This is a genomic window from Methylibium sp. Root1272, assembly GCF_001425905.1.
Taxonomy (GTDB): Bacteria; Pseudomonadota; Gammaproteobacteria; order Burkholderiales; family Burkholderiaceae_C; genus Methylibium.
This window is the reverse complement of the sequence record NZ_LMDY01000013.1, coordinates 410,337-436,399: the sequence shown is the minus strand read 5'-3', so window position 1 is coordinate 436,399 and position 26,063 is coordinate 410,337. Positions and strand designations below refer to the sequence as shown.

Genomic DNA, 26,063 nt, shown 5'->3' with positions numbered 1-26,063 from the left:
TCAGCGGCTGAACAGCCGCTCCATCGCCGCATCGATCACCAGTCCGCACACGCTGTAGATCAGCGAGCCGACCAGGGCGGCACCGAAGCCGCGCACGCTGAAGCCGTCGAGCACGCTGGCGGCGAAATAGAACATCAGCGCGTTGATGACGAACAGGAACAACCCGAGCGTCAGCAGCGTGACCGGCAGGGTCAGCAGCACCAGCAGCGGGCGCAGCACGGCGTTGAACAGGCCGAGCACCAGCGCCGCGATCATCGCGGCGCCGAAGCTCTGCACCACCACGCCCGGGTAGAGATGGGCCACCAGCAGCAGCGCGGCCGCCAGCAGCAGCCATCGGACGAGGATCTTCATGGCGCGCAGGATACACGGCGAGCCGGGGACCCTGCGCGGATGCCGTCCGCGTCAGACCACGCTCAGCCGCACCTCGATGTTGCCGCGCGTGGCATTCGAATACGGGCACACGCCGTGCGCCGCCTCGACCAGCGCCTCGGCGTCGGCCTTGGCCATGCCGGGGATGCTGATCGCCAGGTCGACCTCGATGCCGAAGCCCTGCGGGATCAGGCCGATGCCGACCTTGCCGGTCACCGTGGTGTCGGCCGGCAGTGTCTGCTTCTTCTGGCCGGCCACGAACTTCATCGCACCGAGGAAGCAGGCCGAGTAGCCGGCAGCGAACAGCTGTTCGGGGTTGGTGCCCGGGCCGCCGCCACCGCCCAGTTCCTTCGGCGTGGACAGCTGGATGTCGAGCACCTTGTCCGACGACACGGCGCGGCCTTCGCGGCCGCCGGTGGCGGTGGCCTGGGCACGGTAGAGCACGTTCTCGATCTTGTTCATGGTCAGTCCTTTCAGGAGCGGAGGGTGGAATGCGGCCTTCTGTCGTTCAGGCCGCGGCGGAAACTTCGGTGTCGTCATGGAGTGCCGCGCGCAGTTGTAGCAGCGTCGCGGTCAGCGCCGCCAGCTCGCCGGGCGAGCTGGCGGTGGCCTCGGCCAGCGCAGCCGGGACGCCGAGCGCGCGCCGTCGCAGCGTGCGGCCGGCAGGTGTCAGCGTGACGACGACACGGCGCTCGTCGTCGGTGGCGCGCTCGCGCGTCAGCAACCCGGCGGCCTGCAGCCGCTTGAGCAGCGGCGTCAGCGTGCCGGAGTCGAGGAACAGGCGTTCGCCGAGCGAGGAGACGCTCGATCCGTCGTGCTCCCACAGCGCCAGCATCACCAGGTACTGCGGGTAGGTGAGCCCCAGGGAGCCGAGCATCGGCCGGTAGCGCTTGGTCATCGCCAGCGAGGCGGAGTAGAGCGCGAAGCACAGTTGCGCGTCGAGCGCCAGCGCGGGCCCGGCCGGCGCCGGCGCGGAGCGCGCGCGCCGCACCGGCCGCCGGGCGGTCGCGCGCGCCGCGCTGTCGAGCAGCGGTCTTGACGGGGAACGGTTCGTGACCATGGACGAACTTTAGCGCCGATCTCTCAATTGAATTGCACACAATACAATTGCCAACAGTCTTAAAAGGGGCTTCTCCCAGCGGTGAAAGGGCCTCGTTCCGCGCGGTCGATGCGGCGTTGCATCATGGCTCGCAGCGTCCCAAGTGATGCCCTGCAGCGACAGAACGGCCCGCAGAGCCGCAGCAATGCGCGTTTTCAATGGACAAACTGCTTCTCAATGCAGCACACGCGCAGTACCATCCGCGCCGCAGGGTCGCTGTGAGAATGAGAGCTCATGCGGCTATCGCCCGGGGCCCAGCACATCAACAACTTTTGATGGAGTGATTCAAATGGCAACTGCGAAGAAGGCCGCCGCCAAGAAGGCGCCGGCAAAGAAGGCCGCTCCGGCCAAGAAGGCGGCACCGGCAAAGAAGGCCGCTCCGGCCAAGAAAGCGGCACCCGCCAAGAAGGCTCCTGCGAAGAAGGCCGCTCCGGCCAAGAAGCGCACGCCGAACGCCGCCTTCATGAAGGCCCTGACGCCCAGCGCTGCGCTGGCCGCGATCGTCGGCGACAAGCCGCTGCCGCGCACCGATGTGACCAAGAAGATCTGGGAATACATCAAGAAGCACAAGCTGCAGGACGCCGTTCAGAAGCGCGTGATCGTCGCCGATGCCAAGCTGAAGGAAGTCTTCGGCAAGGCCAAGGCCGACATGTTCGAGATGACCAAGCTCGTCAACAGCCACCTCAAGTGAGCTGCCGGTCCTCGTGACCGCATCGGAAGCCCGGCTCCGGCCGGGCTTTTTTGTGGGCGCCTCACCGAGGCCTCCCACCGCGCCGCGTCAGCCGAACGGCCGCACGCCGATCAACGCGCCGTGGGCCCAGAACGCGAACACCGCCCACGCCACGGTACCGACCACCACGGTGATCGCCGTCGCGCTGGCACGGCCGGGCGGGTAGGACACCCCCGCGGCGCGGTCTCGGCCGCGGGCGGCGCGGAAGCTCAGCGCGGCCCAGACCAGGAAGCCGCCGAACAGCAGCACGTCGGCCAGCGTGCCGTTGGCCAGCAGGTGGGCGAAGGCCCAGACCTTGACGCTCAGCACCATCGGATGGTGCAGCTTCGCCTTGAGGCCGTTACCCGGCACGTAGGCGGCGGCCAGCAGCACGAAGGACAGCAGCGTCAGCAGCGCGGCGATGTGGCGCATCGCGACCGGCGGCGTCCACAGCAGCACCGGCTGCTGCCGGGCCAGGCCGTAGCCCCACGCCAGCAGCACGAAGCCGATCAGCGACACCACCGCATACACGCCCTTCCAGCGCGCCTCACCCGCGCGTGCCAGCGTGCGCGTGCGCCAGGGCTCCGCAAAGATGCGCACCGAGTGCGTGCCGAGAAAGAGAACAAGGCCGAGGATCAGAACGAGCATGACGGGCTCCGGTGGTTGCGCGCGAGCGTAACGCAGCGTCGGCCGCCTGCGTGCCACGGTTAGGATCACCGCGAACCCACCGAAAGCCCCCGATGACGACCCTAGACTGCGTCGAGATCCAGACCACCGACCAACCGACCGCCAGCGTCATCGTGCTGCATGGCCTGGGCGCCGACGGCAACGACTTCGTGCCGATCTGCGAGGAGCTCGACCTCGATGCCATCGGCGGCGCGCGCTTCGTCTTCCCGCACGCGCCGACCCGGCCGGTCACGATCAACGGCGGCTACGTGATGCGCGCCTGGTACGACATCCTCGGCACCGACGGGCCGCACCGCGAGGACGAGGCCGGGCTGCGCGCATCGCTGGAGCTGGTGCGCGCATTGATCGAACGCGAGAACGCGCGCGGCATCCCCAGCTCGCGCATCGTGCTGGCCGGCTTCTCGCAGGGCTGCGCGATGACGCTGCTGAGCGGCCTGCGTCACGGCGAGCGCCTCGCCGGCCTGGCCGGCCTCTCGGGCTACCTGCCGCTGGCGCCGACCACCGCCGCCGAGCGCAGCGCGGCCAATGCCGACGTGCCGATCTTCCTGGCCCACGGCCGCGTGGACCCGGTGATCCCGCTGCAGCGCGCCACCGCCTCGCGCGACGCGCTGCAGGCGCTGGGCTATGCGGTGGAGTGGCACGAGTACCCGATGCCGCACTCGGTGTGCCCGGAGGAGATCGTCGACCTGAACCGCTGGCTGCTGCGCGTGCTGGCCTGAGGCCGCGCGGCGGCGGCGGTTGATGCGCCGGTCAGAACACCTCTTCGGTCGTCACCTCGAAGCGCAGCAGCTGGTTCTGCCCGAAGGCCATCGTGATCGGCACGTCGCCGGCGTCGCGGCCGCGGCCCATCACGATGCGGCCGATGCGCGGCTGGTTGTGGCGGGCGTCGAAGGTGTACCACTGCTCGCCGAGGTAGACCTCGAACCAGGCGCTGAAATCCATCGGATAGGGCACCGGCGGAATGCCGATGTCGCCGAGGTAGCCGGTGACGTAGCGCGCCGGGATGTTCATGCAGCGGCACAGCGTGACGGCCAAGTGGGCGAAGTCGCGGCACACGCCGGTGCCTTCGCGGTAGCCCTCGAGCGCGGTGCGGTTGGCGCGCGCGCGCTGGTAGTCGAAGCGGATGTGCCCGTGCACGAAATCGCAGATCGCCTGCACGCGGGCCCAGCCCAGCGGCGTGTGGCCGAACTGGTTCCACGCGAAGTTCAGCAGCTCGCTGTCGACCTCGCAGTAGCGGCTGGGCAGCAGGAACTGCAGCGTCGCCACCGGCAGGTCGCGCGGGTCGTGCTGCCAGGCGCCGTAGGCCACCGGGTCGGGCAGGCCGGAGTCGCGCACCACCGCGTCGTTGGTGAAGCGCACCGAGCCCACGCCCGGCGGCACGTTGACGCGCCCGCAGTGGTTGCCGTAGCTGTCGATGTATTCGTCGTTGCCGAAGAAGGGCGTGATCCAGAAGTTCTCGGGCGTCACCAGGTCATCGCGCCGCGTCGGGTGCACATGCAGCAGGTGGATGAGCGCCATCGGCGACGCGACGGACAGCTCGATGTCGAACCCGATCTTGATCAGCACGGCGTGGCTCCTGAGGAAGGGACGCCGGGAGATCGAGCGCCTGTCGGTCGAGTGTGCGCCGCATGCAGCGCGCTCACCGCAGTAAATGACGCAAGGCGTTGTGAGACGGCACGCCGCGTCGCTGTCGGACGCGCACCAGAGTGCGACGCTAGGGCGCCTTCGAGGTGCACACCCAACGCTCGACCTGCCGAGCGACCCATGCGCCGTCGTCGAGCGGCAAGTCATGGCCCGCGGTCGGATGCTCGGCGATCGGCAGCGCCCACGCCTGCGCCAGCCGGCGCGAGCACTGCGGATCGACCAGCGCATCGCGTGTGCTCGCGAGCACCAGCAAGGGCACCGGAGGGCGGGGCGGCGGCGCACGAAAGCGTGCGGCGGCGAGCAGTTGCCGCAGCGCATTGGCGCGAGACACAGGACACTGGCGCCGCCACGCCGTCCACGCACCCAGCAGCGCGTCGCGTTCCGCCGTGCCGAACCGGCGCCGGCTGGTCAGCGCCAGGATGCTGCGCTCCCATTCGGCCGCGCCGGGGTCGCTCAGCGCCAGCCGCAGCAGCGTCGCGTACCTCGACGGACGCAGCCGCTGGTGAAAGGCGCCGAAGGGCCGCAGGCTGGTGTTGATCAGCACGGCCGCGGCCAGCTCGCGCGGCTGCGCGTGGGCCCAGGCCACGGCCACCATCGCCCCGAGCGACATCGCCAGCACGCGGTAGGGCGGCGCCACGTCCAGGGCCTGCAGCGCGGCGCGGCAGTGCGCCGCCATCGCCGGCACGCTGGCCGGGCTGCGCTGCGCATGCAACGCACCGTTGCCCGGCAGGTCTAGCGCGATGACCGGCGCGCCGGGCTGCACCGCGCGCAACTGTGCCGGAAAGTCCCCCCAGTGCCGCGTCTCGCGCGTCAGTCCGCGCAGCAGCACCCACGGCAGGGTGTCATCAAGACTCACCGCCGCAGCCCCCGGTACCAGCGTGCCAGCGCCTGCTCCTGGTGCTGCTCGCGCGCTGCACCCTGCGGCAGCCAGGCGGCGTGGCCGCAGGCCGCGCGGGCGATGAAGTCCAGCCAGGCCACGTGCCGCCGCAGCACGCGCTGCTGGCGGTGCTGGATCAGCGGGTTGAACAGGCCGTGCCGCGTGAACAACTGGCGCGGGTTCTTCTTGACCCACAGCCACGAGCCCATCTCCAGCGTCAGCGGCAGGAAGACGCGCTCGGGATGCTGCTCGCCGGCGCGCAGGTAGAGGTGATCCCACAGGTCGCCGTGCGCCAGGTACTGGCGGCTCTGCGGCTCGAACACGTAGCGGTGGTGGGTGTGAGCGTGGTCGAGCAGGGCGTTCAGCGCATGCATCTCCGGCAGGTGCGGAATCGGCCGTGCGGTGTGCGCATAAGGAAACCAGATGCGGTCGTGCAGCCCGAAGCCCGAGTGGCAGTCGACCGCAACGCTGAAGCGTCGCGTCAGCAGCTCCTCCTCCACCACGCGACACAGCGCCTGGCTCTCGGCCTCCATCGCCGCTCCCAGCGCGCCGCGGTACCACGGCAGGCCGGCGCTGAGCCGCTGGCCGCCGACCAGGAAGGGCGCTCGGTCGTCGGCGTCGACCGGCGCATTGCGCATCAGGTCCACGCCTTGCGGGTTGGCGCGCGTTCCGCGCCACAGGCCGCCGGGGTTGACCAGCGGCATGAAAACCAGGCGCAGCATGTCGAGCTGGCGGTGCAGCAGCACGTCCCACGACAGGCGGTTCACCACGCTGCGCAGGCAGGCCAGCACCACCTCGGCACCGATGCGCTCGAGCCCGTGCACGCCGCCGAAGAAGCCGACCGCCGGCAGCGCCGGATCGGGGTTGCCCAGCGTGATGGCGTGGACCGGGAAGCGTCGTTCGCCGACGCTCACCTCGCACACCACACGCTGCTGCAGGTGCGCCCCGCCTTGCTCGACGATGCGCTGCAGTTCGGCGAGTTCGGCCAGCTCGGGAGGCATCACGCGGCACGGTCCGGCATCAGGGGCCCCAGGATAGCGGCGCAGGTCCGTCGGCGCGGCCTTCTTCACGCGCCGCGGCGGGCTTCATCGTGATGCCATCAAGGTGTCACATGTCGTCGCTAGCGTGCATCGACACGGGCCCGTCCCGGGTCTCGCGCAACGCAGGGAGTTCCCATGAACAACGGTCGCACTCGACGCCAGCCTTTCGGCCTTCCGGCGCGCGCCCTCGGCAGCGCGCTGTTGTGGGGGGCGGTGGAGTTCGTCGCGTTGTGCCGCTCGCGCTGGATGGGGCGGGGGTTGCGCAAGGCCTGAGGCGGCAGAGGCGCTCGCCCCGCGGGCGATCTACCAGTCCTTCAACCGCCGCTTGAGCTTCTGCACCACCACCGCGTGCATCTGCGACACGCGCGAGGGGCTGACGCCCAGCGACTCGGCGGCGTCCTGGTGGTCCAGGCCGCGCTCGTAGATCATCTTCATCATCAGCTGCTCGCGCTCTTCGAGCGTGTCGAAGGCGGCGTTGAGGGCCGACGTGCGCTGGCGGCGTTGCAGGGCGGCCAGCGGGTCGGCGTGGTCGTCCGCGGTGGCGTGCAGGTCGTCCTCGGCGCCGTGGGCCGAGGCCTCGTCGGCAAGGCCGTCGAGCGGCGCGTCGCCGGCGCGCTGGCCGGCGGCGCCGGCGTCGACCAGACGCTGGTGCAGGCGGGCCAGCGACCAGCCGAGCTCGCTGGCCACTTCCATGGCGCGCGGCGGGCGCAGCAGGCGGTGCTCGAGCGCCTGCACCGCCGTGCGGATGGCGCGCTGGTGGGCGCGCGCATCGCGCGACAGGGTGTCGGCGGCGCGCAGGCTGTCGAGCATCGCGCCCTCGATGCGGCGCGAGGCATAGGTGTCGAAGCTGGCGCCGAAGCTTTCCTCGAAGCGGGTGATGGCCTCGTTCAGGCCGATCAGGCCGGCCTGCAGCAGGTCGTCCATCTCCACGTTGGCCGGCAGCCGCGCGCGCATGCGCTTGGCGATGCGGCGCACCAGCGCGCCGTGCTCGTGCAACTGCTCGTTGCGCACGGTGGCCGCGGCGTCGGCGGTGGAGGGACTCATGGCCGTGTTGTCGGCCGCGGGTGCAGGAACTTGAGGCCCCGGCTTGCGGGGCTTCACGGGCCGCTCTCCACCAGGCAGCGCCGCAGGGCGCTGCGCTGCGCCCGCTGCAGGCGGGCCAGCAGCGCATGGCTCACCGCACGCTCGGCCAGCTCGGCGGCAAAGCGGGCGCGCAGGTCGTCCTGCATGCGCAGCAGCAGGTGGGCGGTGGTCTCGGCATCGGCGAGCGCGCGGTGGGCGCGGCCGCCGTCGGGCAGCGCGTGCAGCTTCGCGAGCGTGCCCAGCCGGTGGTTCGGCGCCTCGGGGTAGAGGCGGCGCGCCAGCAGCAGGGTGCAGGCAAACGCATGGGCCCGGTCCTCGTCGCGGCCGGCGCGGGCGCGCTCGGCCTGCCAGAAGCCGCGGTCGAAGGCGGCGTTGTGCGCCACCAGCGGGCAGCCGGCGGTGAAGTCGAGCACCTCGCGCATCACCCGCTCGGCCGGCGGCGCGCGCTCCAGCATGCGGTTGCTGATGCCGGTGAGCTGCTCGATGAACGGCGGCACCCAGGCGCCGCTGTTCATCAGGCTCTGGTAGCGGCCGACGATCTGCCCGCCGCGCACCAGCACCGCGGCGATCTCGGTGGCGCGCGCGCCCTGGCCGGGCGAGATGCCGGTGGTTTCGAAGTCGATGACGGCGATGGTTTCCATGCGGTGGCAGCCGCGAGTGTCGCCGGAACCGGCGCCAGCGCCGCCGTCCGTCGGCGGCACGCGCCTTCCTCCTACAGCGCCGGCGCGCGGCGCTCGGTACAACCGAACGTCGTCTTTTCGTTCCCGCCATGAGTTCTGCTGCTGCCGCATCCCCGTTCTCCTTCAAGGTGCTCACCGTGAACACCCACAAGGGCTTCACCTCCTTCAACCGCAAGTTCATGCTGCACGAGCTGCGCGACGCCGTGCGCACCGTCGGCGCCGACGTGGTGTTCCTGCAGGAAGTGCAAGGCACGCACGAGCGCCACACCGCCCGCCTCGCCAACTGGCCGGCGGTGCCGCACTACGAGTTCCTGGCCGATTCGATCTGGCCGCAGTTCGCCTACGGCCGCAACGCGGTCTATCCGCACGGCCACCACGGCAACGCGGTGCTGTCGAAGTTCCCGATCCTTCGGCACGCGAATCTCGACGTGTCGATCAGCGGGCCCGAGCGGCGCGGCCTGTTGCATTGCGTGCTGCAGCTGCCGGGCCGCACCGCCAACGTGCATGCGGTGTGCGTGCACCTGGGCCTGCAGGAGTCGCACCGCAGCCGCCAGCTCGCGCTGCTGTGCGAGCTGGTCGAGCGCGAGGTGCCGGCCGACGCACCGCTGGTGGTGGCCGGCGACTTCAACGACTGGCGGCGCAGCGCGCACCGCGTGCTGGAGCACCGCGCCGGCCTGCGAGAGGTGTTCCTGCACTCGGGCGGCACGTCTGCCCGCACCTTCCCGGCGCGCTTTCCGATGCTGCAGCTCGACCGCATCTACGTGCGCAACGCGGCGGTTCACGCGCCGATGGTGCTGCCGCGCCGGCCGTGGTCGCACCTGTCGGACCATGCGCCGCTGGCCGCGGAGATCTCGCTGTGAGCGCCGCACGCTGGGTCGACGGCAACCGCTTCACGCTGCTGGAGAACGGCGAGGCCTACTTCCCGCGCGTGTTCCAGGCCATCGCCGCGGCGCGCCACGAGGTGCTGCTGGAGACCTTCATCCTGTTCGAGGACAAGGTCGGGCTCGAGCTGCATGCCGCGCTGCTGGCAGCGGCGCGCAACGGCGCCCGGGTCGACATCACGATCGACGGCTTCGGCTCGCCCGACCTCTCGCCGGCCTTCATCGGCGCGCTCACCGAGGCCGGCGTGCGCGTGCACGTCTTCGACCCCGGCACGCGGCTGTTCGGCTGGCGCACCAACCTGTTCCGTCGCATGCACCGCAAGATCGTGGTCGTGGACGGCGAGCGCGCCTTCGTCGGCGGCATCAACTACTCCGCCGATCATCTGGCCGACTTCGGCCCCGAGGCGAAGCAGGACTACGCGGTGGAGCTGGAGGGCCCGCTGGTGGCGCACATCCAGCGCTTCGCGCAGGAGGCCATCGTCCAGGGCCGCCCGGGCCGGCCTTCGGAGCGCCGCTGGTTCCGCCGCCGCGCACCGCAGGCGGCGCTGCCGTCGCAGGCCGCCGTCGGCGATGCGCAGGCGATGTTCGTCACGCGCGACAACCGCGAGCACCCGCAGGACATCGAGCGCCACTACCGCGCGGTGATCCGCGCGGCGCGCCACCGACTGGTGATCGCCAACGCCTACTTCTTTCCCGGCTACCGGCTGCTGAAGGAGCTGCGCCAGGCGGCGCGGCGCGGCGTGGAAGTCACGCTGATCCTGCAGGGCGAGCCCGACATGGCCATCGTCAAGAGCGCCGCGGAGATGCTGTACCACCACCTGCTGCGCGCCGGCGTGCGTATCTACGAGTACTGCGAACGCCCGCTGCACGGCAAGGTGGCAGTGGCCGACGACGAGTGGTCCACCGTGGGCTCCAGCAACCTCGATCCGCTGAGCCTGTCGCTGAACCTCGAGGCCAACGTGATGATCCGCGACCGCGCCTTCAACCGCCAGCTGAGCGAGCGGCTGGAGCACCTGATGGCCCACTGCTGCAAGCGCATCGAGGCGACCGACCTGCAGGAATCCAGCCTGTGGCGGCTGGTGCGCAGTTTCTTCGTCTTCCACTTCCTGCGCCGCTATCCGGCGTGGGCCGGCTGGCTGCCGGCGCATGCACCGCGGCTCACCTCGGTGTCGCACGCGCCGGCCGCCGGCACCGACCGGCTCACCGAGCCGGCCCGGAGCTGACGGCGATGGCGGCCGGGCCGGCCTCCGCAACGATGGCGCGGCGCACCGCAGGCCGGCCGGACCGCGCGACGGGCGGGCGGCGCGGCCTCACGTCGCGGCCCTGGTGGCCGTGGGCGAAACGCGGCCTGACCTTGGCCTTCTTCGCATTCGTCAGCTACCTGCTGGTGACCCAGGCCCGCACGGTGGAGTGGGGCGAGGTGACGGCGTCGGTCAAGAAGCTGCCCGCCGCCAGCCTGTGGATCGCCGCGGCGCTGGCCGCGGCCAGCTACGCGCTCTACAGCTGCTTCGACCTGCTGGGCCGCCACAGCACCGGCCACCCGCTCGGGCCCCGCACGGTGATGGGCGTCAATTTCGTCAGCTATGCCTTCAACCTGAACCTGGGTTCGCTGGTCGGCGGCGTGGCCTTCCGCTACCGCCTGTACGCGAGGCTGGGGCTGGACAACGAGGTGATCACGCGCGTGCTGTCGATCAGCATGCTGACCAACTGGCTCGGCTACCTGCTGCTCGCCGGCACGGTGTTCGTGCTGTGGCCGCTGGCGCCACCACCCGACTGGAAGCTCGATGGCCGGGCATTGAAGGTGCTGGGTGGAGTGCTGTTCGCGGTGGCGATCGCCTACGTGGCGCTGTGCGCGTTCTCTCCGCGGCGCACCTGGACACTGCGCGGCCATTCGCTCGAACTGCCCTCGGGCCGCTTCGCGCTGCTGCAGCTGGCGATGTCCAGCGCCAACTGGCTGCTGATGGCCACGCTGGTGTTCGTATTGCTGCAGCAGCGCATCGACTTCCCCACGGTGCTGGGCGTGCTGCTGGTCGCCGCGATTGCCGGCGTCGTGACGCACGTGCCGGCCGGCCTGGGCGTGCTGGAGGCGGTGTTCGTGGCGCTGCTGTCGCACGAGCTGCCCAAGAACGAGCTGCTCGGTGCACTGCTGGCCTACCGTGCGCTCTATTACTTGACGCCGCTGGCTGTGGCGACGCTGGCCTACGTGGCGATGGAGCTGAAGGCGCGCCGGCTGGCGGCCCAGCGCTGAATCAAAGACGACCCGTGCAATTCGGCGCACCGCAGCGGCAGCGCAGCCGGCCTTCGTGGTGGCTCTCGCCGTAGTCGACGCTGAGTTCCTCGCCCACCGCGATGTCGCGCATGGCGTAGAACTCCACGCGCCCCTGGCGGATGCGCAGCGAGGCGTTCGGTGCACAGGAGTGGTTGGTGAAGCGCAGCGGATCGGCCGACTGAGAGGCATCGATCGCCCGCCGCTCGGACACCTCGACGATCATGATGCGGGCCTGTCCCCTGGCGCGGCGGCGCGCCTCGCGCACGCTGATCGATTCGCCGCGGATCTCACCGATCTTGCGGCGCGCCGGAATGGCCTCGGCGGCGAACGCGCCCTGGCCGTCGATGCGGCTGGGCAGCACGCTGACGGCGAACTTCTGCGGGTCGGCCGGCACGCCCTTGACGCGCGACGGGACGGCGCGGGTTTCGACGGTGGGGGCGTTCGCGCTGATGCGTGGCATGGATCGATTGTCGCGTCAAGTCAGCGCGCTTCCAAAGCACGCGTCGGATGTCACGTTCGCACACAGCGGATGGAGAACTGGCCCGGCGAAAGCCTGCTTTTCCCCTTCATGTCGGGGGTGCGCGGCCGATAAGCTTCGTACCAGTCCCATCGACGTCAGCACACACCATGAGCTACGCATACACCAACACCGCCCGCCATCCTTCCTCGCTGCATGCCCTGCGCAGCCGCGATGCGATCGAATGGGAGGAGCTGCCCTCGTTCGCCGACTCGCTGACCCAGCGGCTCGTCGTGCTCGGTCAGCGCCCGCTGGGCGAACGCATCGACGCCGCATCGCCGCCGTGGGTCGAGACGATGGCCGCCGGCCTCGACCTGCTGCCCCCGTCGGAACCCTTCCGCGAAGCCTTCCAGGGCCTGCACACCCGTGAGGTGCACGAGCCCGAAGTGTTCCGCCTGTTCTTCGGCGACTGAACGAACACCCGACGCGGGGAGCGCGGCGCACGCCGCAGTCCCCGCGCCGTGTCGGACGTTACCGACACGCGCTCGCGCTCCCGCCCGACGGACGCGACACCACCCCCCTCCTATCCTTGCCTCATGACGCGCGCACGCGCGGCCGGCGCATCCGCGCCCCGGCCCGTGCGCAAGGAGCCGCTCATGCTGCGCAAGATCCTCGTGTTCACCCTCACGTCCGGCCTGGCCGTCCAGCTGGTTCGCGGCCTGTCGCGCCGCAAGGCGCAGCGCGACGCGCAGATCGACCGCGAGGCGGTCCGCACCTGGGAAGAGGAGGGCGGGACGGTGCGGCCTGCCGAGCCCGCCGCCCGGCGGCCGCCGCTCGCCACCACCCACTGAGCCACGACGGTGAGGCTGCCGCGCTGGGACCGCGTGGCGATCCGCGCGTGGACACTGTGGGCCGAGCAACGCATCGGCCGCACCGCCGCCGCGCTGGCGTTCTACACGCTGTTCTCGCTCGCGCCCATCCTCGTGATCGCCACGGCCGTGGCGGGCGCGGTGTGGGGTCGCGAGGCGGTGCAGGGTGATCTGGTTGCACAGCTCTCGAGCGTCCTCGGTGCCGAGGGCGGCCGTTTGCTGCAGGAAATGATCGCCAACGCCTACCGCTCGGCGAGCGGGGGCTGGGCCACGCTCGCCGCGGTAGGCGCCACGCTGTTCGGCGCCAGTGCGGTGTTCGCCGAGCTGCGCGCCGCCTTCGAGCAGCTGTGGCGACGCGACGGCACGCCGGATCTGCCGCTCGGCCGGCTGCTGACGGCGCTGGTCAAGGCCCGGCTGCGCGGCGTGGCGGTGGTGATCGGCATCGGCTTCGTGCTGCTCGCGTCGCTGGTGGTGAACTCGCTGCTGGTCTCGCTGGGCGGCTCGTTCGCACCGGTGCTGGCCGGTGGACTGTTGCAGGCCGGCTGGCTGCTGGTGCTGCCGTGGCTGGTGTCCTTCGCCGTCACGGTGACGATGGTGGCGCTGCTGCTGCGCGTGATGCTGCCGGTGCGGCTGCCGCGTCGGCGGCTGGGCGGCGTGGCGGTGTTCGGCGCGCTGGCCTTCGAGGCCGCCAAGGGAGGAGTCAGCTTCTACCTCGGCCACAGCGCGGTGGTGTCGACCTTCGGTGCCGCCGGCTCGGTGGCGATCCTGCTGGTGTGGCTCTATGTCGTGGCCTGTGTGGTGCTGCTGTGCGCGGTGCTGCTGCGCGCGATGTCGCACGATGCCACCCCGAAGTTCGCCGGCGCCGGCACGCCATGACGGCGGCGAGCTGGCACCGCGCCGCGTCTCAGCGCGTCGCCAGCTCGCCGATCGCGCGGGCGATGTCGCCGGACACTGCCGCCAGCGCCTCGACGTGGGCCGCGGCCAGCGCGTCGTAGCTGGCGTCCGCCGGCACCGCGCGACCGCTGCTGCGTCCGGAGCGCAGCTGGCCGTCGGCCACGCGCCGCACGGTCCACAGCAGCTCGTCGTCGACGGCGACGCCGCGCGTCGCGTCGAAGCGCTGCACGTTCAGCGTGACGCGAAAGGCCACGTCGGCCACCGCCAGCTGCGGGTAGGCATAGACGAGCGGCGTGCCGAGCGCAGCGGCGAGCTGCTCGGCGACCACGCGCCCGAGCGCGAAGCGCAGCGGCTCGGCCCAGCGATGCGCCTCCGAGACCTCGACGCGGCTGCCTGCGGCCAGCGTGACGATCTGCGGCCGGTCCACCAGTGCGGGCAGCGTCACGGCGCCCACAGTGACGACCGGGCCGTCGCCGGCCGCCGCCATGACCGGCACCGCGGTCGATGGCGCGACCGCCAGGCGGTAGAAGCGATCGGGCGGCGCGCTGGCGCAGCCCGCGGCGAGCTGCACCAGCGCGAGGGCGGCAACAACGAGCGCCAGCGTGCGCCGCCGCGGGCCACCACGCGCACCCACCGGCTTCGCGCCGCCGCCGCGCGGCCCGGGCTGTTTCATCGTCATCGCTTGCCGCCTTCCTCGGGCTCGCCGGGTTTGCCGCGCAGCAGGGATTCCGGGCGGCGTTGCACGTAGTCCGTCAGTTCGCGCATCGACTGCGCGGCGCGCGACACCTCGCGCAGCGCCTCGCGCAGCTCCTGCTGCGTCGGCGTGTCGCTGGCGAGCAGGTTGTCGGCCGACTTCATGGTGCGCCGCGTGTCGGCGATCGCCGCCTTCAACTCGGGCACCAGTTCGCCGAGCTGGCCGTCCAACCGGCCGATCAGCCCGTCGGTGTTCTTCAGCGTGCGATCGAGCGATTGCAGCGCGGTGCGCAGGTCGGCAGCGATCTCGTCGAAGGGCACGTTCTCGATGCGCTTGGCGATGCTGGTCAGCGTGGCCTGCAGATCCTCGAGGCTGCCGGAGATCGTGGGGATCTCGAGCACCGGAGCCTCGCCGCCGCCGGCCGATGCTTCGGCAGCCGGCGCGGCCGCCGGCTTGACCGGCCGCGCGCCGGGAAAGAAGTCGAGCGCTACATAGCGCTGGCCGGTCAGCAGGTTGGCGGTGCGCAGCTGCGCCCGCAGGCCGCGATCGATGGAGCGGCGCATCAGCACCGTCGGGTCGACCTGCGCCCGCTCGATCGCGGCGCTCACCTTGGAGCCGAGCCGGTCGCTGTACAGCACCATGCCGACCGGGAAGCTGAACTCCTTGCGCTCGCGGTCGTAGCTGACGTCGATCGACGTGACCTCGCCGACCACCACGCCGCGGAAGTCGACCTGCGCGCCCGGCGCCAGGCCGCGCAGCGACTCGGTGAAATGGGCCACCATCGGCGTCACCTCGGTGCTGGTGCGCTTCATCGCCAGGGCCTGGTTCTCGAACAGCGCGAAGCTGTGCTCCGCCTCGGCCGCCGCGCCCGGCGCGCCGGACTCCGGCGCGCCGAAGGCGATGCCGCCGAGCACGATGGAGATCAGCGACTGCGTCTGCAGCTTGATGCCACCGGCGTCGAGCGCGACGTCCAGGCCGCTGGCATGCCAGAAGCGCGTGTTCTCGGTCACGTGCCGCTCGTGCGGTGCCGACACGAACACGCGCAGCGTGACCCCGCGACCATCGGCGTCGAGCCGCGTCGCGGTGACCTTGCCGACCTGCACCCGGCGGAAGTAGACCGGCGAGCCGATGTCCACCGAACCGAGGTCCTCGCTGCGCAGGATGAACTCGCGCCCAGGCTCGTCGGCGGTGACGCTGGGCGGCACGTCAAGGCCGACGAACTCGCGGCGCGACTCGGCCGAGGTGCCGATGTCGATGCCGATGTAGGCACCCGACAGCAGTGTCGACAGGCCGGTGATGCCGCTGCCGGCGACGCGCGCCCGCACCACCCAGAAGCGCGTGTCGTCGAGCAGCAGCTTCTGCGCGCCCTGCGTCATCTCGGCGGTGACGACCACACCCTTGCCGTCGGGGGCGAGCGCGACCGACTTCACGTCGCCGATGTCGACGTTCTTGTACTTGATCTTGGTCTTGCCCGGCTCGATGTCCTCGGCGGTCTTGAACGTGATCGTGATCGTGGGTCCGGTCGCGAGCCAGGCGCGCGCACCCAGCGTCAGGCCGATCAGTGCCGCGAGGATGGGGATCAGCCACACCGCATAGCCGTGGCTGCGGCGGCGCGGCACGGCCACCGCGTCGGGCAACTCGGCGGCCGACGGCAGCGGCGCGGAGGACGGCGGGGGCGGCGGCGTGTCGCTCATGCGCTCCATTCTCGGTCGAGATGCGGCTGGCGCCGCGCGTCCTCCGCCGGCCGGTCGGCCGCGTCCCAGATCAGCCGCGGATCGAAGCTCAGCGAGGCCAGCATCGTCAACACCACGACGGCGCCGAAGGCCACCGCACCGGGCCCGGCGGAAATGGCGGCGACCGACTGCAGCTGCACCAGGCCGACGAGCAACGTGACCACGTAGATGTCGAGCATCGACCAGCGGCCGACGAACTCGATGCCGCGGTACAGGCGGGTGCGCAACCGGGGCCGGGCCGTGCTGCCGAGCTGCACCGAGACGGCCAGGAAGCTCAGCACCAGCAGCTTGGCCAGCGGCACCATGATGCTGGCCACGAACACCAGCACCGCGAGGAACCACGAGCCGTCGAGCCACAGGAACACGATGCCGGACCAGATGGTGTCCTGCTGCGCGCCGAACAGCGAGCTCGAGCGCATCACCGGCAGCGTGTTGGCCGGCACGTAGAGGATGAAGGCCGCGATCAGGAAGGCCCAGGTGCGCGCCAGGCTGGCCGGCTGGCGCAGGTGCAGCTCGCTGTCGCAACGCGGACAGTGCGATTGCAGCGGCGGCGGCGCCGGGCGGCTGATCTGCCTGCAGGTGTGGCAGACCCGCAGGCCGGCGCCGGCGGCGGTGAGGGCTGACGGCCCCTCGCCCGACGGGTACGCCGGGCGATCCCCCGAGGGGCTGCGGGCCGGCTTGGGAGCGGCCCGGCGCTCGTCCCGCGGCGGCCCTTCGCCCGACGGGGCCGTCATGCCGGCGCCTCCGCTTCGTCCATCTGGTCCCAGGCCTGCTGCGCGTCGAAGTTGGCGGCGGCGGCGGCGAACACGCAGATCAGGCCGCCGAAGGACCACAGCGAGATGCCGGGGATCACGCTGGCGATGTGTGCCAGCTTCACCAGCGCCACCAGCACGCCGAGCACGAACACCTCGACCATGCCCCAGGGCCGCAGCAGCAGCAGCGCGCGCAGCACCCACACGCCGCCCACCGGCCGCTCGCACAGCGCCAGCGGCAGCAGCAGCCACAGCATGGCGCCGAGCTCCAGCGTCGGCATCAGCACCGTGGTCACCGCGACCAGCATGGCCACCAGCTCGGCGTCCTGCCGCCACAGCGTGACGACCGCGCCCCACAGCGTGGTGCTGTGGTGCTGGCCCTGCATGTCGAGCTCGACGAGCGGGAAGGACAGCGCCAGCACGAACAGCGCCGCGGCCGCCAGCGTCAGCGCCAGCGTGCGGTCCATCGCGTGGTGGCGACCGCGGTAGAGCACCGCGTCGCAGCGCCAGCATCGGGCCACGCCGCCGGGCTCCAGCGCTACCTCCTGTTGCAGCGCATCGCAATCGTGACAGGCCTTCATGGCCGCCAGCCTAACAAACCGCCGCGGCTCGCGCGCGCAAGCCCTGCCGCCGCATGGGCCCACACGGCGGTGCGGACCGCGCCGAGGAGTAAGCTGACCCGACACGCTGGATGAGCGTCGCGCCGCCCGGCCCCCGCCGCGCTGACCCGGCCTCACCGGCCCAGGAAAGGATCCCCGACCATGTGGTTTCATGTCTCTGCAGCACCGCACGCGCTGCGCCCCGCCCCGATGGCCCTCGCGGCAGCGCTGCTGGTCGGCGGCTGCGCCTCCAACCCGGTCGATTCGCAGTGGATCGAGCCGCAGTTCGCCGGCCAGTCCCTGCGCGGCAGCAAGCTGCTGGTGGTGTGCGAGGCCGCCGACGAGTCGCTGCAGCGCAACTGCCTGGACCGCGCATCGGCCGAGCTGGTGGCCTACGGCGCCTCGCCGGTGACGCAGGCGCCGGTCCCGCCCGGCACGGCCCGCAGCTCGGCCGCCGAGCCCTACCTGGCCGCCGCGCGCGCCGCCGGCGCGAAGGCCGTGTGGCTGACCGCGGTCGGCCCCGACGCCACGCTGGTGCAGCCCGGTCCGTCGATCGGTGTCGGGCTGGGCGGCTTCGGCCGCTCGGTGGGCGGCGGGCTCGGCATCTCGCTGCCGATCGGTGGCGGCAAGACCAGCACCGCCTACGGCGCCAACAGCCAGCTCACCGACGTGGCCAGCGCGCGCCTGATGTGGACCGCCAAGACCCGTGCACCGAGCGACGACGACGCCAACGCGCAGGTGGCCGAGCTGGTGAAGTCCGCGGTGGCGGCGGCTGGCAAGGCCGGGTTCTTCTAGGGCCGACGGCCGCCGTCAGAGCGCCTGCACCGCGTGCAGCGCATCGAACACCTGCGCGCGCAGCGCGGCGAGCGACGCGCCGTTGCGCTCACGCGGGCGCGGCAGCGGCACCGCGATGTCCTCGCTGAGCCGGCCCGGCTGGGCCTCGAGCACCAGCACGCGGTCGCTGAGCAGCACCGCTTCCTCGATGTCGTGCGTGACCAGCAGCACCGTGATGCCGTGGCGCCGCGCCACGTCGACCAGCAGCTCCTGCAGCTTGATGCGCGTGAAGGCGTCGACCGCCGAGAACGGCTCGTCGAGCAGCAGCACGCGCGGCTGGGTGAACAGCCCGCGCGCCAGCGCGACACGCTGCGCCTGGCCGCCCGAGAGCTGCTTCGGCAGGGCCGCCTCGTAGCCGGCCAGCCCCACCTCGGCCAGCAGCGGCGCGACGCGGGCATGGCCCCGGCCGCCGCGGCCGAGGTCGAAGCTCACGTTCTCGGCGACCGTGCACCATGGGAACAGGCGCGGCTCCTGGAAGATGAAGCCGATGTCGCGCACCGGCTCGTCGAGCACGCGGCCGTCGAGCCGGACCGTGCCGCGGAAGTCGCGGTCCAGGCCGGCGATCAGCCGCAGCAGCGTGCTCTTGCCGCAGCCGCTGGCACCGACCAGGCTGACGATCTCGCCGGCCCGCAGCTGCAGTTGCAGCGCATCCAGCACGTGACGAGGCCCGAAGTGCTTGGCGCGCACGCGCACATCGAGCAGCGCAGGGGGTGAAGAAGCCATCGCGCGGGTCCTTTCTTGCCGTTCAGGCGCGGGTGTTGTCGAAGCTGTCGCGCCAGGCCAGCAGGCGGCGCTCCAGCGCCTGCATTGCGGTGTCGCTCGCCTTGCCCAGCACGGCCAGCAGCACGATCGCGGCGAGCACGATGTCGGCGCGGCTGGTCTCGCGGCCGTCGGTGAGCAGGTAGCCCAGGCCCTGGCTGGCGGCGATCAGCTCGGCAGCCACCATGAACATCCACGCCAGGCTCAGGCCGTTGCGCAGCCCGGTCAGCACCGCCGGCAGCGCGGCCGGCAGCAGCACGCGCCGCACCAGCGCGGCCTGCGACAACCGGTGCATGCGCGCCACCTCGACCAGCTTGCGGTCGACGTCGCGGAAGCCCGAGGCCACGCCCATGTACACGGGGAAGAAGGCGCCGATGGCGATCAGCACCACCTTGGACGCTTCGTCGATGCCCAGCCACAGCAACAGCAGCGGCACCCAGGCCAGCGAGGGAATGGCGCGTAGCGCCTGGAAGCTCGGATCGAGCAGGGCCTCGACGCGGCGCGACAGCCCGACCGCCGCGCCCACCGCCAGCGCGAGGCCGCCGCCGATCGCGAAGCCGGCCGCCACCCGCGCGCTGCTGGCCAGCACGTGCGTGGCCAGGCCCTGCGCGCCCAGTTCGAGCAGCGTGCGCAGCACGTCGCTGGGCGCGGGCAGCAGGTTGGGGCTGATCCAGCCCTGGCGCACCGCCACCTCGCCCAGCACCAACACCCCCAGCGGCAGGATCAGGCCCAGCAGCGGCAGCGGTACGCGCCGGGGCCGGGCGGCCGTGACCGGCGCTGCGGCCACGGCCGGTGCGCCCGGCTCCACGAGCTGCCCCAGTGCCCGGGGATCGACCGACATCGTTCGCCTCCGTTCAGGCCCGCAGCAGGCCCTGCGCGAAGCGCGTGTCCACCAGGCTCGCGATCGCCTTGTTCAGGTCGGTGCCCGGCTTCACGAGCTGCTCCTCGAGCAGGATCGGCGCGGCCGCCTGCAGCGCCTTCACGTGCTCGGCAGTCGGCAGCGGGTGGCTCAGGTCGGTGCGCAGCTTGATCTGCAGCAGCGCGACCTGCAGGCTGACCTTGGCCTCCTCCGACAGGATCTTCGCCGCCTCGGTGGTGTTGGCCAGGATCCACTGCCGCGCCCGCTCGTAGCCGGCGATCACGCGCCTGACCTCGCTCGGGCGCTGCGCCAGGAAGTCCTCGCGCACGTTGAGGAAGCCGTAGGTGTTGAAGGCGATGTTGCGGTAGATCAGCCGCGTGCCGCTGTCGAGCTCGCTGGCGGCAATGTGCGGGTCCAGCCCGGCCCAGGCGTCGACGCGGCCCTGCTCCAGCGCGGCACGGCCGTCGGCGTGCTGCAGCGCCACGTGCTCGATGTCGCTGCGCTTGAGCTTCACGGTCTGCAGCGCGCGCAACAGGAAGAGGTAGGGGTCGGTGCCCTTGGTGGCGGCGATCTTCTTGCCCTTCAGATCGGCCAGCGACTTGATCGGCGAGTCCTTGCTCACCACCAGCGCGGTCCATTCGGGGCGCGAGTAGATATAGGGCGCGGTGATCGGGTTGCCGTTGGCCTTGGCCAGCAGCGCTGCCAGGCCGGCCGACGAGCCGATGTCGATGCTGTTGCCGTTCAGGTACTCGAGCGCGCGGTTGCTGCCGGCACTGAGCACCCACTTGACGCCGGTGCCGTCGCGCTTGAAGTCCTCCTCGAGCCAGCCGAAGCGGCGCAGCACCAGGCTGGACGGCGAGTAGTAGGCGTAGTCGAGGCGCAGCTCCTTCAGCGGCTCGGCCGCGCGGGCCAGGCCCGGCAGCAGGGTGGGGACGGCCAGACCGGCAGCGCCGGCTCCGGTCCATTGCAGCAGCTGGCGGCGTTTCATGGGGGCGAGGTCTCCGAAGGGTGAGGGGCGGCGGCTCACAGCAGCACGTCCTTGAACACGGCGTCGCGGACCTGGACGGTGCGCGGGATGAGCTTGAGCTTGTAGAAGGTGTCGGCGATGCGCTGCTGCTCGGCCACGATGCCGGCGTCGACCGGCACCGCGGTGTAGCGGCGCCGCTCGGTCGCCAGGCGCAGCACGGCCGGCGGCACGCCGAGCTGCGGCGCCAGCTGGTCGGCCACGGCCTGCGGGTTCTTGTCGGCCCAGTCGTTGGTCTTGCGCAGCTCGGCGAACACGGTGCGCAACGCCGGCCCGTGCGCGGCCGCGTACTGCGGGTTGGCGATGTAGAAGGTGCGGTTGTTCGACAGCCCCTCGCCATTGCGCAGCACGCGCGGGTTCGAGGCGAGCTGGGCGCCGGCCAGGAAGGGGTCCCACAGGCCGACCGCGTCGACCTTGCCCGACTCGAACGCGGTGCGCGCGTCGGCGGCGTTGTTGACCCAGGCGGGCTGGATGTCGTCGAAGCTCAGGCCGGCGTCCTCCAGTGCGCGCACCAGCAGGTACTGCACGTTCCAGCCGCGCCCGATAGCGACCTTCTTGCCCTTCAGCTCGGCCACGCTCTTCAGCGGCGAGTCCTTCGGCACCAGGATCGCGATGCCCTGCGGGTAGGGCTGCTCCGCCGCCAGGTAGACCGCGTTGACACCAGCCGCCTGCGCGAAAACCGAGGGCGTGTCGGCCGCGTGGCCGAAGTCGATCGAGCCGGCGTTCAGCGCCTCCAGCAGCACCGGCCCGGTCGCGAATTCGAACCACTGCACGCCGTAGCCCAGCGGCTTCAGTGCGGCCTCGAGGCTGCCCGCGCCCTTCAGGATGTTGAGCGTGTTGAACTTCTGGTAGCCGATGCGCAGCAGCTTGGGCTCGGCGGCGTGAGCGCCCCGGCCGATCGCGGCGGTGCCGACGGCCAGGCCGAGCTTCAGCGCGCCTTCGAGCAGCGCACGGCGGGAGGGGGTCGATGTCGATCGGGTCATGGCAATCCTCGGGAAACGAAAGCAGGAAGACGAAGTGAGCGGCCGGCGCCGGCCTCAGGCCGCCGCGGCCTCGGGCGACAGCCGCAGGTGGCGCGCGGCGTGCTGCGGCGCGAGCCGCGCGCCGCGGCCGAACAGCTTGTGGCGCAAGGGGCCCGGGGTGTACTCGGTGACGTAGCGACCGCGCCGCTGCAGCTCGGGCACCACGAGCTCGACCACGTCGCGCATCGTCTCGTGGGCCAGCGCGTAGGTGAGGTTGAAGCCGTCGATGCCGGTCGCGTCGACCCAGCGCTCCAGCTCGTCGGCCACCTGCTGCGGGCCGCCGACGATCACCGGACCGCGACCGCCGAGGCCGATGAACTCGGCCGCGTCGCGCACCGTCCAGCGCCGCGCCGGGTCGGCCTGGCTGAAGGCGGCGAGCGCGCCGCGGCCGGCCTCGGTGTCGAGGTACTCGATCGTCGAATCCGGCGCATGGCGCGCGAAGTCGACGCCGGTCCAGCCCGACAGCAGCGCCAGCGAGGCTTCGATGTCGATGTGCTCGCGGTACCCGGCGTGCTTGACTTGCGCGTCGGCCTCGGTCTCGCCGGTGATCACCAGCGCCTGCGCGTAGATCAGTACGTCGTCGGCCGGCCGGCCGGCCGCGACCAGCGCGCCGCGCAGGCCCTGTGCCGAACGCCGCACCGCCGCCTCGCTCGGCCCGCTGATGAACACGCACTCGGCGTGCTTCGCGGCGAAGCCCAGGCCGCGCGACGAGCTGCCGGCCTGGTACAGCACCGGCGTGCGCTGCGGCGAGGGCTCGCACAGGTGGATGCCGGGCACCTGGTAGTGCGGACCGTGGTGGCGGATGGGGTGCACCTTGGCCGGGTCGGTGAACACGCGGTCGGCCTTGTCGCGCCGCACCGCGCCGTCCTCCCAGCTGTGTTCCCACAGCTTGTAGACCACGTCGAGGTATTCGTCGGCCAGGTCGTAGCGCTCGTCGTGTGCGAGCTGCTGCGCGAGCCCCAGGTTGCGCGCCGCGCTGTCGAGGTAGCCGGTGACGATGTTCCAGCCGATGCGCCCGCGCGTCAGGTGGTCCAGCGTGCTGATGCGGCGCGCGAACGGATAAGGGTGCTCGTAGGTCAGCGCGCAGGTGACGCCGAAGCCCAGGTGTTCGGTCACGCCGGCCATCAAGGGCACCAGCGCGAGCGGATCGTTCAGCGGCACCTGCACGCCATGGCGCAGCGCGGCATCGGCGGCGCCCTGGTAGACGTCGTAGACGCCCAGCACGTCGGCCAGGAAGATGCCGTCGAAGCGGCCGCGCTCCAGCAGTCGCGCCAGCTCGATCCAGTGCTCAGGGTCGGTGTAGCGGTGCGCCGCGTCGCGCGGATGCGTCCACAGCCCGGGCGACTGGTGCCCGACCGTGTTCATCTGGAAGGCGTTGAAGCGGATCGGCCGCGACATGGCGCTCACGAGTACGAGGTCGGGTCCGGCACGCGGCCGTCGAGCTGGTGGCGGCCGAGGTCGCGCAGCTTGTAGTCGACCGGGTCGTGCAGCGTGTGCACCCGCGCGTTGCGCCAATAGCGGTCGAGCCCGTGGCGCGCCGAGGTGGAGCGCGCGCCGGTCAGCTCGAACAGCTGCGAGCTCACCTCGATGGCGGCGCGGTGCGACAGCACCTTGGCCTCGGCCACGGCGATGGCCACCTCGCCGCGGTCGGCGGCGCCGAGCGACTCGCCCTGGCGCAGTGCGAGATCGAGCCGCGCGGCGGCGGCGTCGGCCACGGCCACCGCCGGGCGCACCAGCAGCCACAGCTCGCCGTAGCGGTGCTGCACATAGGGGTCGTCGGCGGCGGCGGCCACGCCGGACGCGAACCACGGCTGCGACTGTTCGCGCGTGTAGCGCCGCGCCTCGTCATAGGCACCGAGGGCGATGCCCAGGTAGAGATTGGCCATGATCAGTTGCGCTACCTGCGAGCGCAGCGTCGCGCGCGGCGTCTGCACCGTGCCGGGCGCGACCAGCACGTCATCGTGCGGCACGAAGACGTCGTCGAACTCGACCGTGCCGCTGTCGGTCTGCTTCTGGCCGAAGGCGTCCCAGTCGCTGAGCACGGCGACGCCCTCGCGCTGCGTGGGCAGCACCGCGATCAGCAGGCTCTGCGTCTCGGCGTGCCAGCCCGAGACCGTCAGACGGTCCGATCCCACCGCGCCCGAGCAGAAGCTCTTGGGGCCGTTCAGGCGCCAGCCGCCGTCGGTGGGCGTGGCCAGCGCGCGCTTGTCGGCCGGATTCAGCGCATTGCCCCAGAACAGCGAGCCGGCCGTGGTCTCCTTCAGCACGCGCTGCTGCTGCGCCGCGCTACCGTAGAGCAGCAGGCCGGCGACCTGCAGGTGATGGAAGCCGAACAGGTGCGCGAGCGCGCTGTCGGCCTGCGCCAGCCGGCGCAGGCTGCGGTAGTACACCGGCCAGTCGGCGCCGAGCCCGCCCAGCTCGCGCGGGATGGTGAGCGCGAGCAGGCCGCTGGCGCGGATCAGCTCGCGCTCGTGCGCAGCGTGACCGCCACGGCGGTCGCGCTCGACGGCGGTGGCCGCGAGCTGCTGCGCGAGCGTCTCGGTGGCCGCGACGATGTCGTACGCGGCAGGTTCGTCACTCGGGAGGCGTGCGGCCGGCGCGCGGCGTTGCAGTGGAAGAACCTGGGTCATGAGCGCACGGCGGACGGCAGAGACGGGATCTCAGTCTCTGCGGCCCGCCGCGGCGCGCCAACGAAGGAAACCGCGTGTCGATCTGCGGCGAACGCGATTGCGGACGAGCGTCGTGCTCGCGCACTCGCTCGCCGTCGTGCGTCAACTCCCCGCGTAGACCGCCGGCTCGGCCGACAGGCCCTGGCGCACCTGACGGCTGATCTCGTCGGCCAGTACCTCGTAGCCGCCGGACTCGAGCACCGCGAAGGCCTGGCGCACCACGTCCTCGGGCGCGGACTTCGCGGCGTCGACGCCGCGGACCATGTCGGTGTCCATGTAGCCCACGTGCAGGCCGACGACCTGCGTGCCCTGCGCGCGCAGCTCGTTGCGCAGGCCGTTGGTCAGCGACCATTCGGCCGCCTTCGACGCACAGTAGGTGCTGACGCCCGGCATGCTGATCCAGCTCAGCACCGACAGCACGTTGAGGATGGCGCCGCCGCCGTTGCGCGCGAGCACCGGCGCGAAGGCCTGGCTCAGTTGCAGCGGGCCGAAGAAGTGCGTTTCCATCTCGGCACGCGCCGCCTCCACCGAGCCGGCTTCCAGCAAGCCGGCGCCGCGCAGGATGCCGGCGTTGTTGATCAGCAGCGACACGTCGCCGAGCTCGCGGGCCAGCGCCACGGCCTGCTGCGCGTTCGTCACATCCAGCTTGACCGGCGTGACGCCGGCAAGCGTGACGCTGGCCGGATCGCGCGCAGCGGCGTAGACCTTGCGGGCGCCACCGGCCAGCAGCGCGGCGGCGAAGGCACGGCCGAGGCCGCGGTTGGCGCCGGTGACCAGCGCGACGGAGTCCTTGATCTTCATGAGGTGTCCTTCCAGGAGATGAGCGGGTGAATTCGCATGACGACCGTCATGCGTCGGACGAAAGCCGGGTTGCGCCGCCTGCAGATCGGCGGTCAACCCCGGCGGTGTTTCAGGGACTGCCGGCAGGCCTCTCGCAACGCCCGCGACAGACGCGGATCGTCGACGGCGCGCGCCAGCGACATGGCGCCGACCAGGCTGCCGACCACGGCCATCGCCTCGGCACGGGCCTCGGGCGCGCTGCGCCCTGGCAGCAACTGCGCCACCAGGTCGATCGTCTCCTTCAGGCGGCGCGTCGCGGCAGCACGCACTTCGGGCGCCTGGCGCGGTGTCTCGCAGGCCAGCGCCGCCAGCGGACAGCCCAGCTCGGCCGACTTCAGGTGCGCGTCGGACAGGTAGTGGTCGATCAGCGCGTCCAGCGCCTGCGCCGGCGGCAGGCCTGCGACCACGCCCCGCAGATGTGCGGCGCTGTCGGCTCCGGCCCGGTCGGCCGCCTCCGCCAGCAACGCGGTGCGCGACGCGAAGTGGGCGTAGAAGCCGCCGTGCGTCAGGCCGGCTTCCTTCATCAGATCGGCCACGCCGGTGCCGTCGTAGCCACTGCGGCGGATGGCGCGCGCGGCCGTGCCGACGATGCGCTCGCGCGTGAGGTCCTTGCGCGACGGCTCGGTCGACGGCGGGCTGCTGCGACGGGCGGACGGCTTGGACTGCGCTTTCATATGACGGTCATCATATTCAATCCGTTTCTCCCGCATCGCGGCAGGG

The 26,063-nt window shown here is 71.7% G+C and carries 32 protein-coding genes; 10 read left to right on the top strand and 22 right to left on the bottom strand.

Annotation, left to right across the window (positions count from 1 at the left end):
* The 3 genes from ASC67_RS11125 to ASC67_RS11115 are packed head-to-tail and all read right to left on the bottom strand — an operon-like array spanning position 1 to position 1,429.
* A complete protein-coding gene (locus tag ASC67_RS11125) occupies positions 1-351 on the bottom strand; it encodes a phage holin family protein (RefSeq protein ID WP_056319805.1) in 351 nt (116 codons plus the stop codon).
* Between the two features lie 51 nt (positions 352-402).
* Positions 403-831 carry an organic hydroperoxide resistance protein gene (locus ASC67_RS11120; RefSeq protein WP_056319802.1) on the bottom strand — a complete coding sequence of 143 codons (429 nt, stop codon included), beginning with the start codon at positions 829-831 and terminating at the stop codon, positions 403-405.
* A 46-nt stretch (positions 832-877) separates the two neighbouring features.
* The gene (locus tag ASC67_RS11115; protein WP_082535959.1) at positions 878-1,429 is read right to left on the bottom strand and encodes a MarR family winged helix-turn-helix transcriptional regulator; all 552 of its coding nucleotides are present in this window, start codon (positions 1,427-1,429) and stop codon (positions 878-880) included.
* Positions 1,430-1,757: 328 nt separating this feature from the next.
* On the opposite strand from ASC67_RS11115, the gene ASC67_RS11110 reads away from it, so the two are divergent.
* Positions 1,758-2,159 carry an SWIB/MDM2 domain-containing protein gene (locus ASC67_RS11110; protein ID WP_011827657.1) on the top strand — a complete coding sequence of 134 codons (402 nt, stop codon included), beginning with the start codon at positions 1,758-1,760 and terminating at the stop codon, positions 2,157-2,159.
* An 87-nt stretch (positions 2,160-2,246) separates the two neighbouring features.
* Here the strand turns inward: ASC67_RS11110 and ASC67_RS11105 are convergent, their stop codons facing one another.
* Complete coding sequence (locus ASC67_RS11105) at positions 2,247-2,825, bottom strand: NnrU family protein (RefSeq protein ID WP_056319796.1); 579 nt, start codon at positions 2,823-2,825, stop codon at positions 2,247-2,249.
* Positions 2,826-2,917: 92 nt separating this feature from the next.
* On the opposite strand from ASC67_RS11105, the gene ASC67_RS11100 reads away from it, so the two are divergent.
* A complete protein-coding gene (locus tag ASC67_RS11100) occupies positions 2,918-3,583 on the top strand; it encodes an alpha/beta hydrolase (protein WP_056319791.1) in 666 nt (221 codons plus the stop codon).
* A gap of 31 nt (positions 3,584-3,614) precedes the next feature.
* Here the strand turns inward: ASC67_RS11100 and ASC67_RS11095 are convergent, their stop codons facing one another.
* The 3 genes from ASC67_RS11095 to ASC67_RS11085 all read right to left on the bottom strand — a co-directional run bounded on the left by ASC67_RS11095 (position 3,615) and on the right by ASC67_RS11085 (position 6,386).
* On the bottom strand, positions 3,615-4,430 hold the full coding sequence (locus ASC67_RS11095) for a transglutaminase family protein (protein WP_056319787.1): 816 nt from the start codon (positions 4,428-4,430) through the stop codon (positions 3,615-3,617).
* Between the two features lie 148 nt (positions 4,431-4,578).
* Complete coding sequence (locus tag ASC67_RS11090; RefSeq protein ID WP_082535958.1) at positions 4,579-5,364, bottom strand: alpha/beta fold hydrolase; 786 nt, start codon at positions 5,362-5,364, stop codon at positions 4,579-4,581.
* A complete protein-coding gene (locus ASC67_RS11085) occupies positions 5,361-6,386 on the bottom strand; it encodes a M14 family zinc carboxypeptidase (protein WP_056319782.1) in 1,026 nt (341 codons plus the stop codon). The genes ASC67_RS11090 and ASC67_RS11085 overlap by 4 nt, the downstream gene beginning before the upstream one ends.
* A gap of 174 nt (positions 6,387-6,560) precedes the next feature.
* Here ASC67_RS11085 and ASC67_RS20600 point away from each other — a divergent pair, with 174 nt between their 5' ends.
* Positions 6,561-6,698 (top strand): hypothetical protein, encoded by a 138-nt coding sequence (locus ASC67_RS20600; RefSeq protein ID WP_156466738.1) that lies wholly within the window; start codon positions 6,561-6,563, stop codon positions 6,696-6,698.
* 30 nt (positions 6,699-6,728) lie between these two features.
* Here ASC67_RS20600 and ASC67_RS11080 read toward each other — a convergent pair whose 3' ends face one another.
* A complete protein-coding gene (locus tag ASC67_RS11080; RefSeq protein ID WP_056319779.1) occupies positions 6,729-7,469 on the bottom strand; it encodes a sigma-70 family RNA polymerase sigma factor in 741 nt (246 codons plus the stop codon).
* 53 nt (positions 7,470-7,522) lie between these two features.
* Positions 7,523-8,149 (bottom strand): PolC-type DNA polymerase III, encoded by a 627-nt coding sequence (locus tag ASC67_RS11075; RefSeq protein WP_056320833.1) that lies wholly within the window; start codon positions 8,147-8,149, stop codon positions 7,523-7,525.
* Positions 8,150-8,277: 128 nt separating this feature from the next.
* On the opposite strand from ASC67_RS11075, the gene ASC67_RS11070 reads away from it, so the two are divergent.
* Genes ASC67_RS11070 through ASC67_RS11060 form a run of 3 tightly spaced genes read left to right on the top strand, consistent with a single transcriptional unit; the run spans position 8,278 to position 11,317 of the window.
* The gene (locus ASC67_RS11070) at positions 8,278-9,048 is read left to right on the top strand and encodes an endonuclease/exonuclease/phosphatase family protein (RefSeq protein WP_056319773.1); all 771 of its coding nucleotides are present in this window, start codon (positions 8,278-8,280) and stop codon (positions 9,046-9,048) included.
* On the top strand, positions 9,045-10,292 hold the full coding sequence (gene clsB / locus ASC67_RS11065; protein ID WP_056319768.1) for a cardiolipin synthase ClsB: 1,248 nt from the start codon (positions 9,045-9,047) through the stop codon (positions 10,290-10,292). The genes ASC67_RS11070 and clsB overlap by 4 nt, the downstream gene beginning before the upstream one ends.
* 32 nt (positions 10,293-10,324) lie before the next feature.
* On the top strand, positions 10,325-11,317 hold the full coding sequence (locus tag ASC67_RS11060) for a lysylphosphatidylglycerol synthase domain-containing protein (protein ID WP_082535992.1): 993 nt from the start codon (positions 10,325-10,327) through the stop codon (positions 11,315-11,317).
* A 1-nt stretch (position 11,318) separates the two neighbouring features.
* On the opposite strand, the gene ASC67_RS11055 is transcribed toward ASC67_RS11060, so the two are convergent.
* Positions 11,319-11,798 carry an SET domain-containing protein gene (locus ASC67_RS11055; protein ID WP_235566288.1) on the bottom strand — a complete coding sequence of 160 codons (480 nt, stop codon included), beginning with the start codon at positions 11,796-11,798 and terminating at the stop codon, positions 11,319-11,321.
* Positions 11,799-11,965: 167 nt separating this feature from the next.
* On the opposite strand from ASC67_RS11055, the gene ASC67_RS11050 reads away from it, so the two are divergent.
* The 3 genes from ASC67_RS11050 (at position 11,966) to ASC67_RS11040 (ending at position 13,540) form a co-directional block, all read left to right on the top strand.
* On the top strand, positions 11,966-12,268 hold the full coding sequence (locus ASC67_RS11050) for a hypothetical protein (RefSeq protein WP_056319765.1): 303 nt from the start codon (positions 11,966-11,968) through the stop codon (positions 12,266-12,268).
* Positions 12,269-12,451: 183 nt separating this feature from the next.
* Positions 12,452-12,646 carry a hypothetical protein gene (locus ASC67_RS11045; protein ID WP_156466737.1) on the top strand — a complete coding sequence of 65 codons (195 nt, stop codon included), beginning with the start codon at positions 12,452-12,454 and terminating at the stop codon, positions 12,644-12,646.
* A 9-nt stretch (positions 12,647-12,655) separates the two neighbouring features.
* Positions 12,656-13,540 carry a YihY/virulence factor BrkB family protein gene (locus tag ASC67_RS11040; protein WP_056319759.1) on the top strand — a complete coding sequence of 295 codons (885 nt, stop codon included), beginning with the start codon at positions 12,656-12,658 and terminating at the stop codon, positions 13,538-13,540.
* A 28-nt stretch (positions 13,541-13,568) separates the two neighbouring features.
* On the opposite strand, the gene ASC67_RS11035 is transcribed toward ASC67_RS11040, so the two are convergent.
* The 4 genes from ASC67_RS11035 to ASC67_RS11020 are packed head-to-tail and all read right to left on the bottom strand — an operon-like array spanning position 13,569 to position 17,318.
* Complete coding sequence (locus tag ASC67_RS11035; protein ID WP_082535956.1) at positions 13,569-14,237, bottom strand: membrane integrity-associated transporter subunit PqiC; 669 nt, start codon at positions 14,235-14,237, stop codon at positions 13,569-13,571.
* Positions 14,234-15,955: an intermembrane transport protein PqiB gene (locus ASC67_RS11030; RefSeq protein ID WP_056319754.1), complete on the bottom strand. Its 1,722-nt coding sequence runs from the start codon at positions 15,953-15,955 to the stop codon at positions 14,234-14,236. Before ASC67_RS11030 ends, ASC67_RS11035 begins: the two co-directional genes overlap by 4 nt.
* Positions 15,943-16,719 carry a paraquat-inducible protein A gene (locus ASC67_RS11025; RefSeq protein ID WP_235566286.1) on the bottom strand — a complete coding sequence of 259 codons (777 nt, stop codon included), beginning with the start codon at positions 16,717-16,719 and terminating at the stop codon, positions 15,943-15,945. The genes ASC67_RS11030 and ASC67_RS11025 overlap by 13 nt, the downstream gene beginning before the upstream one ends.
* Positions 16,716-17,318 carry a paraquat-inducible protein A gene (locus tag ASC67_RS11020; RefSeq protein WP_056319749.1) on the bottom strand — a complete coding sequence of 201 codons (603 nt, stop codon included), beginning with the start codon at positions 17,316-17,318 and terminating at the stop codon, positions 16,716-16,718. Before ASC67_RS11020 ends, ASC67_RS11025 begins: the two co-directional genes overlap by 4 nt.
* A gap of 180 nt (positions 17,319-17,498) precedes the next feature.
* Here ASC67_RS11020 and ASC67_RS11015 point away from each other — a divergent pair, with 180 nt between their 5' ends.
* Positions 17,499-18,131, top strand: coding sequence for a hypothetical protein (locus ASC67_RS11015; RefSeq protein ID WP_056319745.1), 633 nt, complete (start codon positions 17,499-17,501; stop codon positions 18,129-18,131).
* A 15-nt stretch (positions 18,132-18,146) separates the two neighbouring features.
* Here ASC67_RS11015 and ASC67_RS11010 read toward each other — a convergent pair whose 3' ends face one another.
* The 8 genes from ASC67_RS11010 to ASC67_RS10975 all read right to left on the bottom strand — a co-directional run bounded on the left by ASC67_RS11010 (position 18,147) and on the right by ASC67_RS10975 (position 26,017).
* Positions 18,147-18,893, bottom strand: coding sequence for an ABC transporter ATP-binding protein (locus tag ASC67_RS11010; protein ID WP_056319741.1), 747 nt, complete (start codon positions 18,891-18,893; stop codon positions 18,147-18,149).
* A gap of 22 nt (positions 18,894-18,915) precedes the next feature.
* Positions 18,916-19,770 carry an ABC transporter permease gene (locus tag ASC67_RS11005; RefSeq protein WP_056319737.1) on the bottom strand — a complete coding sequence of 285 codons (855 nt, stop codon included), beginning with the start codon at positions 19,768-19,770 and terminating at the stop codon, positions 18,916-18,918.
* A gap of 13 nt (positions 19,771-19,783) precedes the next feature.
* Positions 19,784-20,776, bottom strand: a complete 993-nt coding sequence (locus ASC67_RS11000; RefSeq protein ID WP_056319733.1) for an aliphatic sulfonate ABC transporter substrate-binding protein — start codon at positions 20,774-20,776, stop codon at positions 19,784-19,786.
* Positions 20,777-20,811: 35 nt separating this feature from the next.
* Positions 20,812-21,795: a sulfonate ABC transporter substrate-binding protein gene (locus ASC67_RS10995; RefSeq protein WP_056319729.1), complete on the bottom strand. Its 984-nt coding sequence runs from the start codon at positions 21,793-21,795 to the stop codon at positions 20,812-20,814.
* Between the two features lie 54 nt (positions 21,796-21,849).
* Positions 21,850-23,232, bottom strand: a complete 1,383-nt coding sequence (locus ASC67_RS10990) for an LLM class flavin-dependent oxidoreductase (RefSeq protein WP_056320813.1) — start codon at positions 23,230-23,232, stop codon at positions 21,850-21,852.
* A 5-nt stretch (positions 23,233-23,237) separates the two neighbouring features.
* Positions 23,238-24,464: an acyl-CoA dehydrogenase family protein gene (locus ASC67_RS10985; protein ID WP_056319724.1), complete on the bottom strand. Its 1,227-nt coding sequence runs from the start codon at positions 24,462-24,464 to the stop codon at positions 23,238-23,240.
* Positions 24,465-24,605: 141 nt separating this feature from the next.
* Entirely contained in the window at positions 24,606-25,304 is a 699-nt protein-coding gene (locus tag ASC67_RS10980; protein WP_056319721.1) for an SDR family oxidoreductase, read from the bottom strand.
* Between the two features lie 92 nt (positions 25,305-25,396).
* Positions 25,397-26,017 carry a TetR/AcrR family transcriptional regulator gene (locus tag ASC67_RS10975; RefSeq protein WP_056319718.1) on the bottom strand — a complete coding sequence of 207 codons (621 nt, stop codon included), beginning with the start codon at positions 26,015-26,017 and terminating at the stop codon, positions 25,397-25,399.
* Positions 26,018-26,063 lie beyond the last annotated feature (46 nt).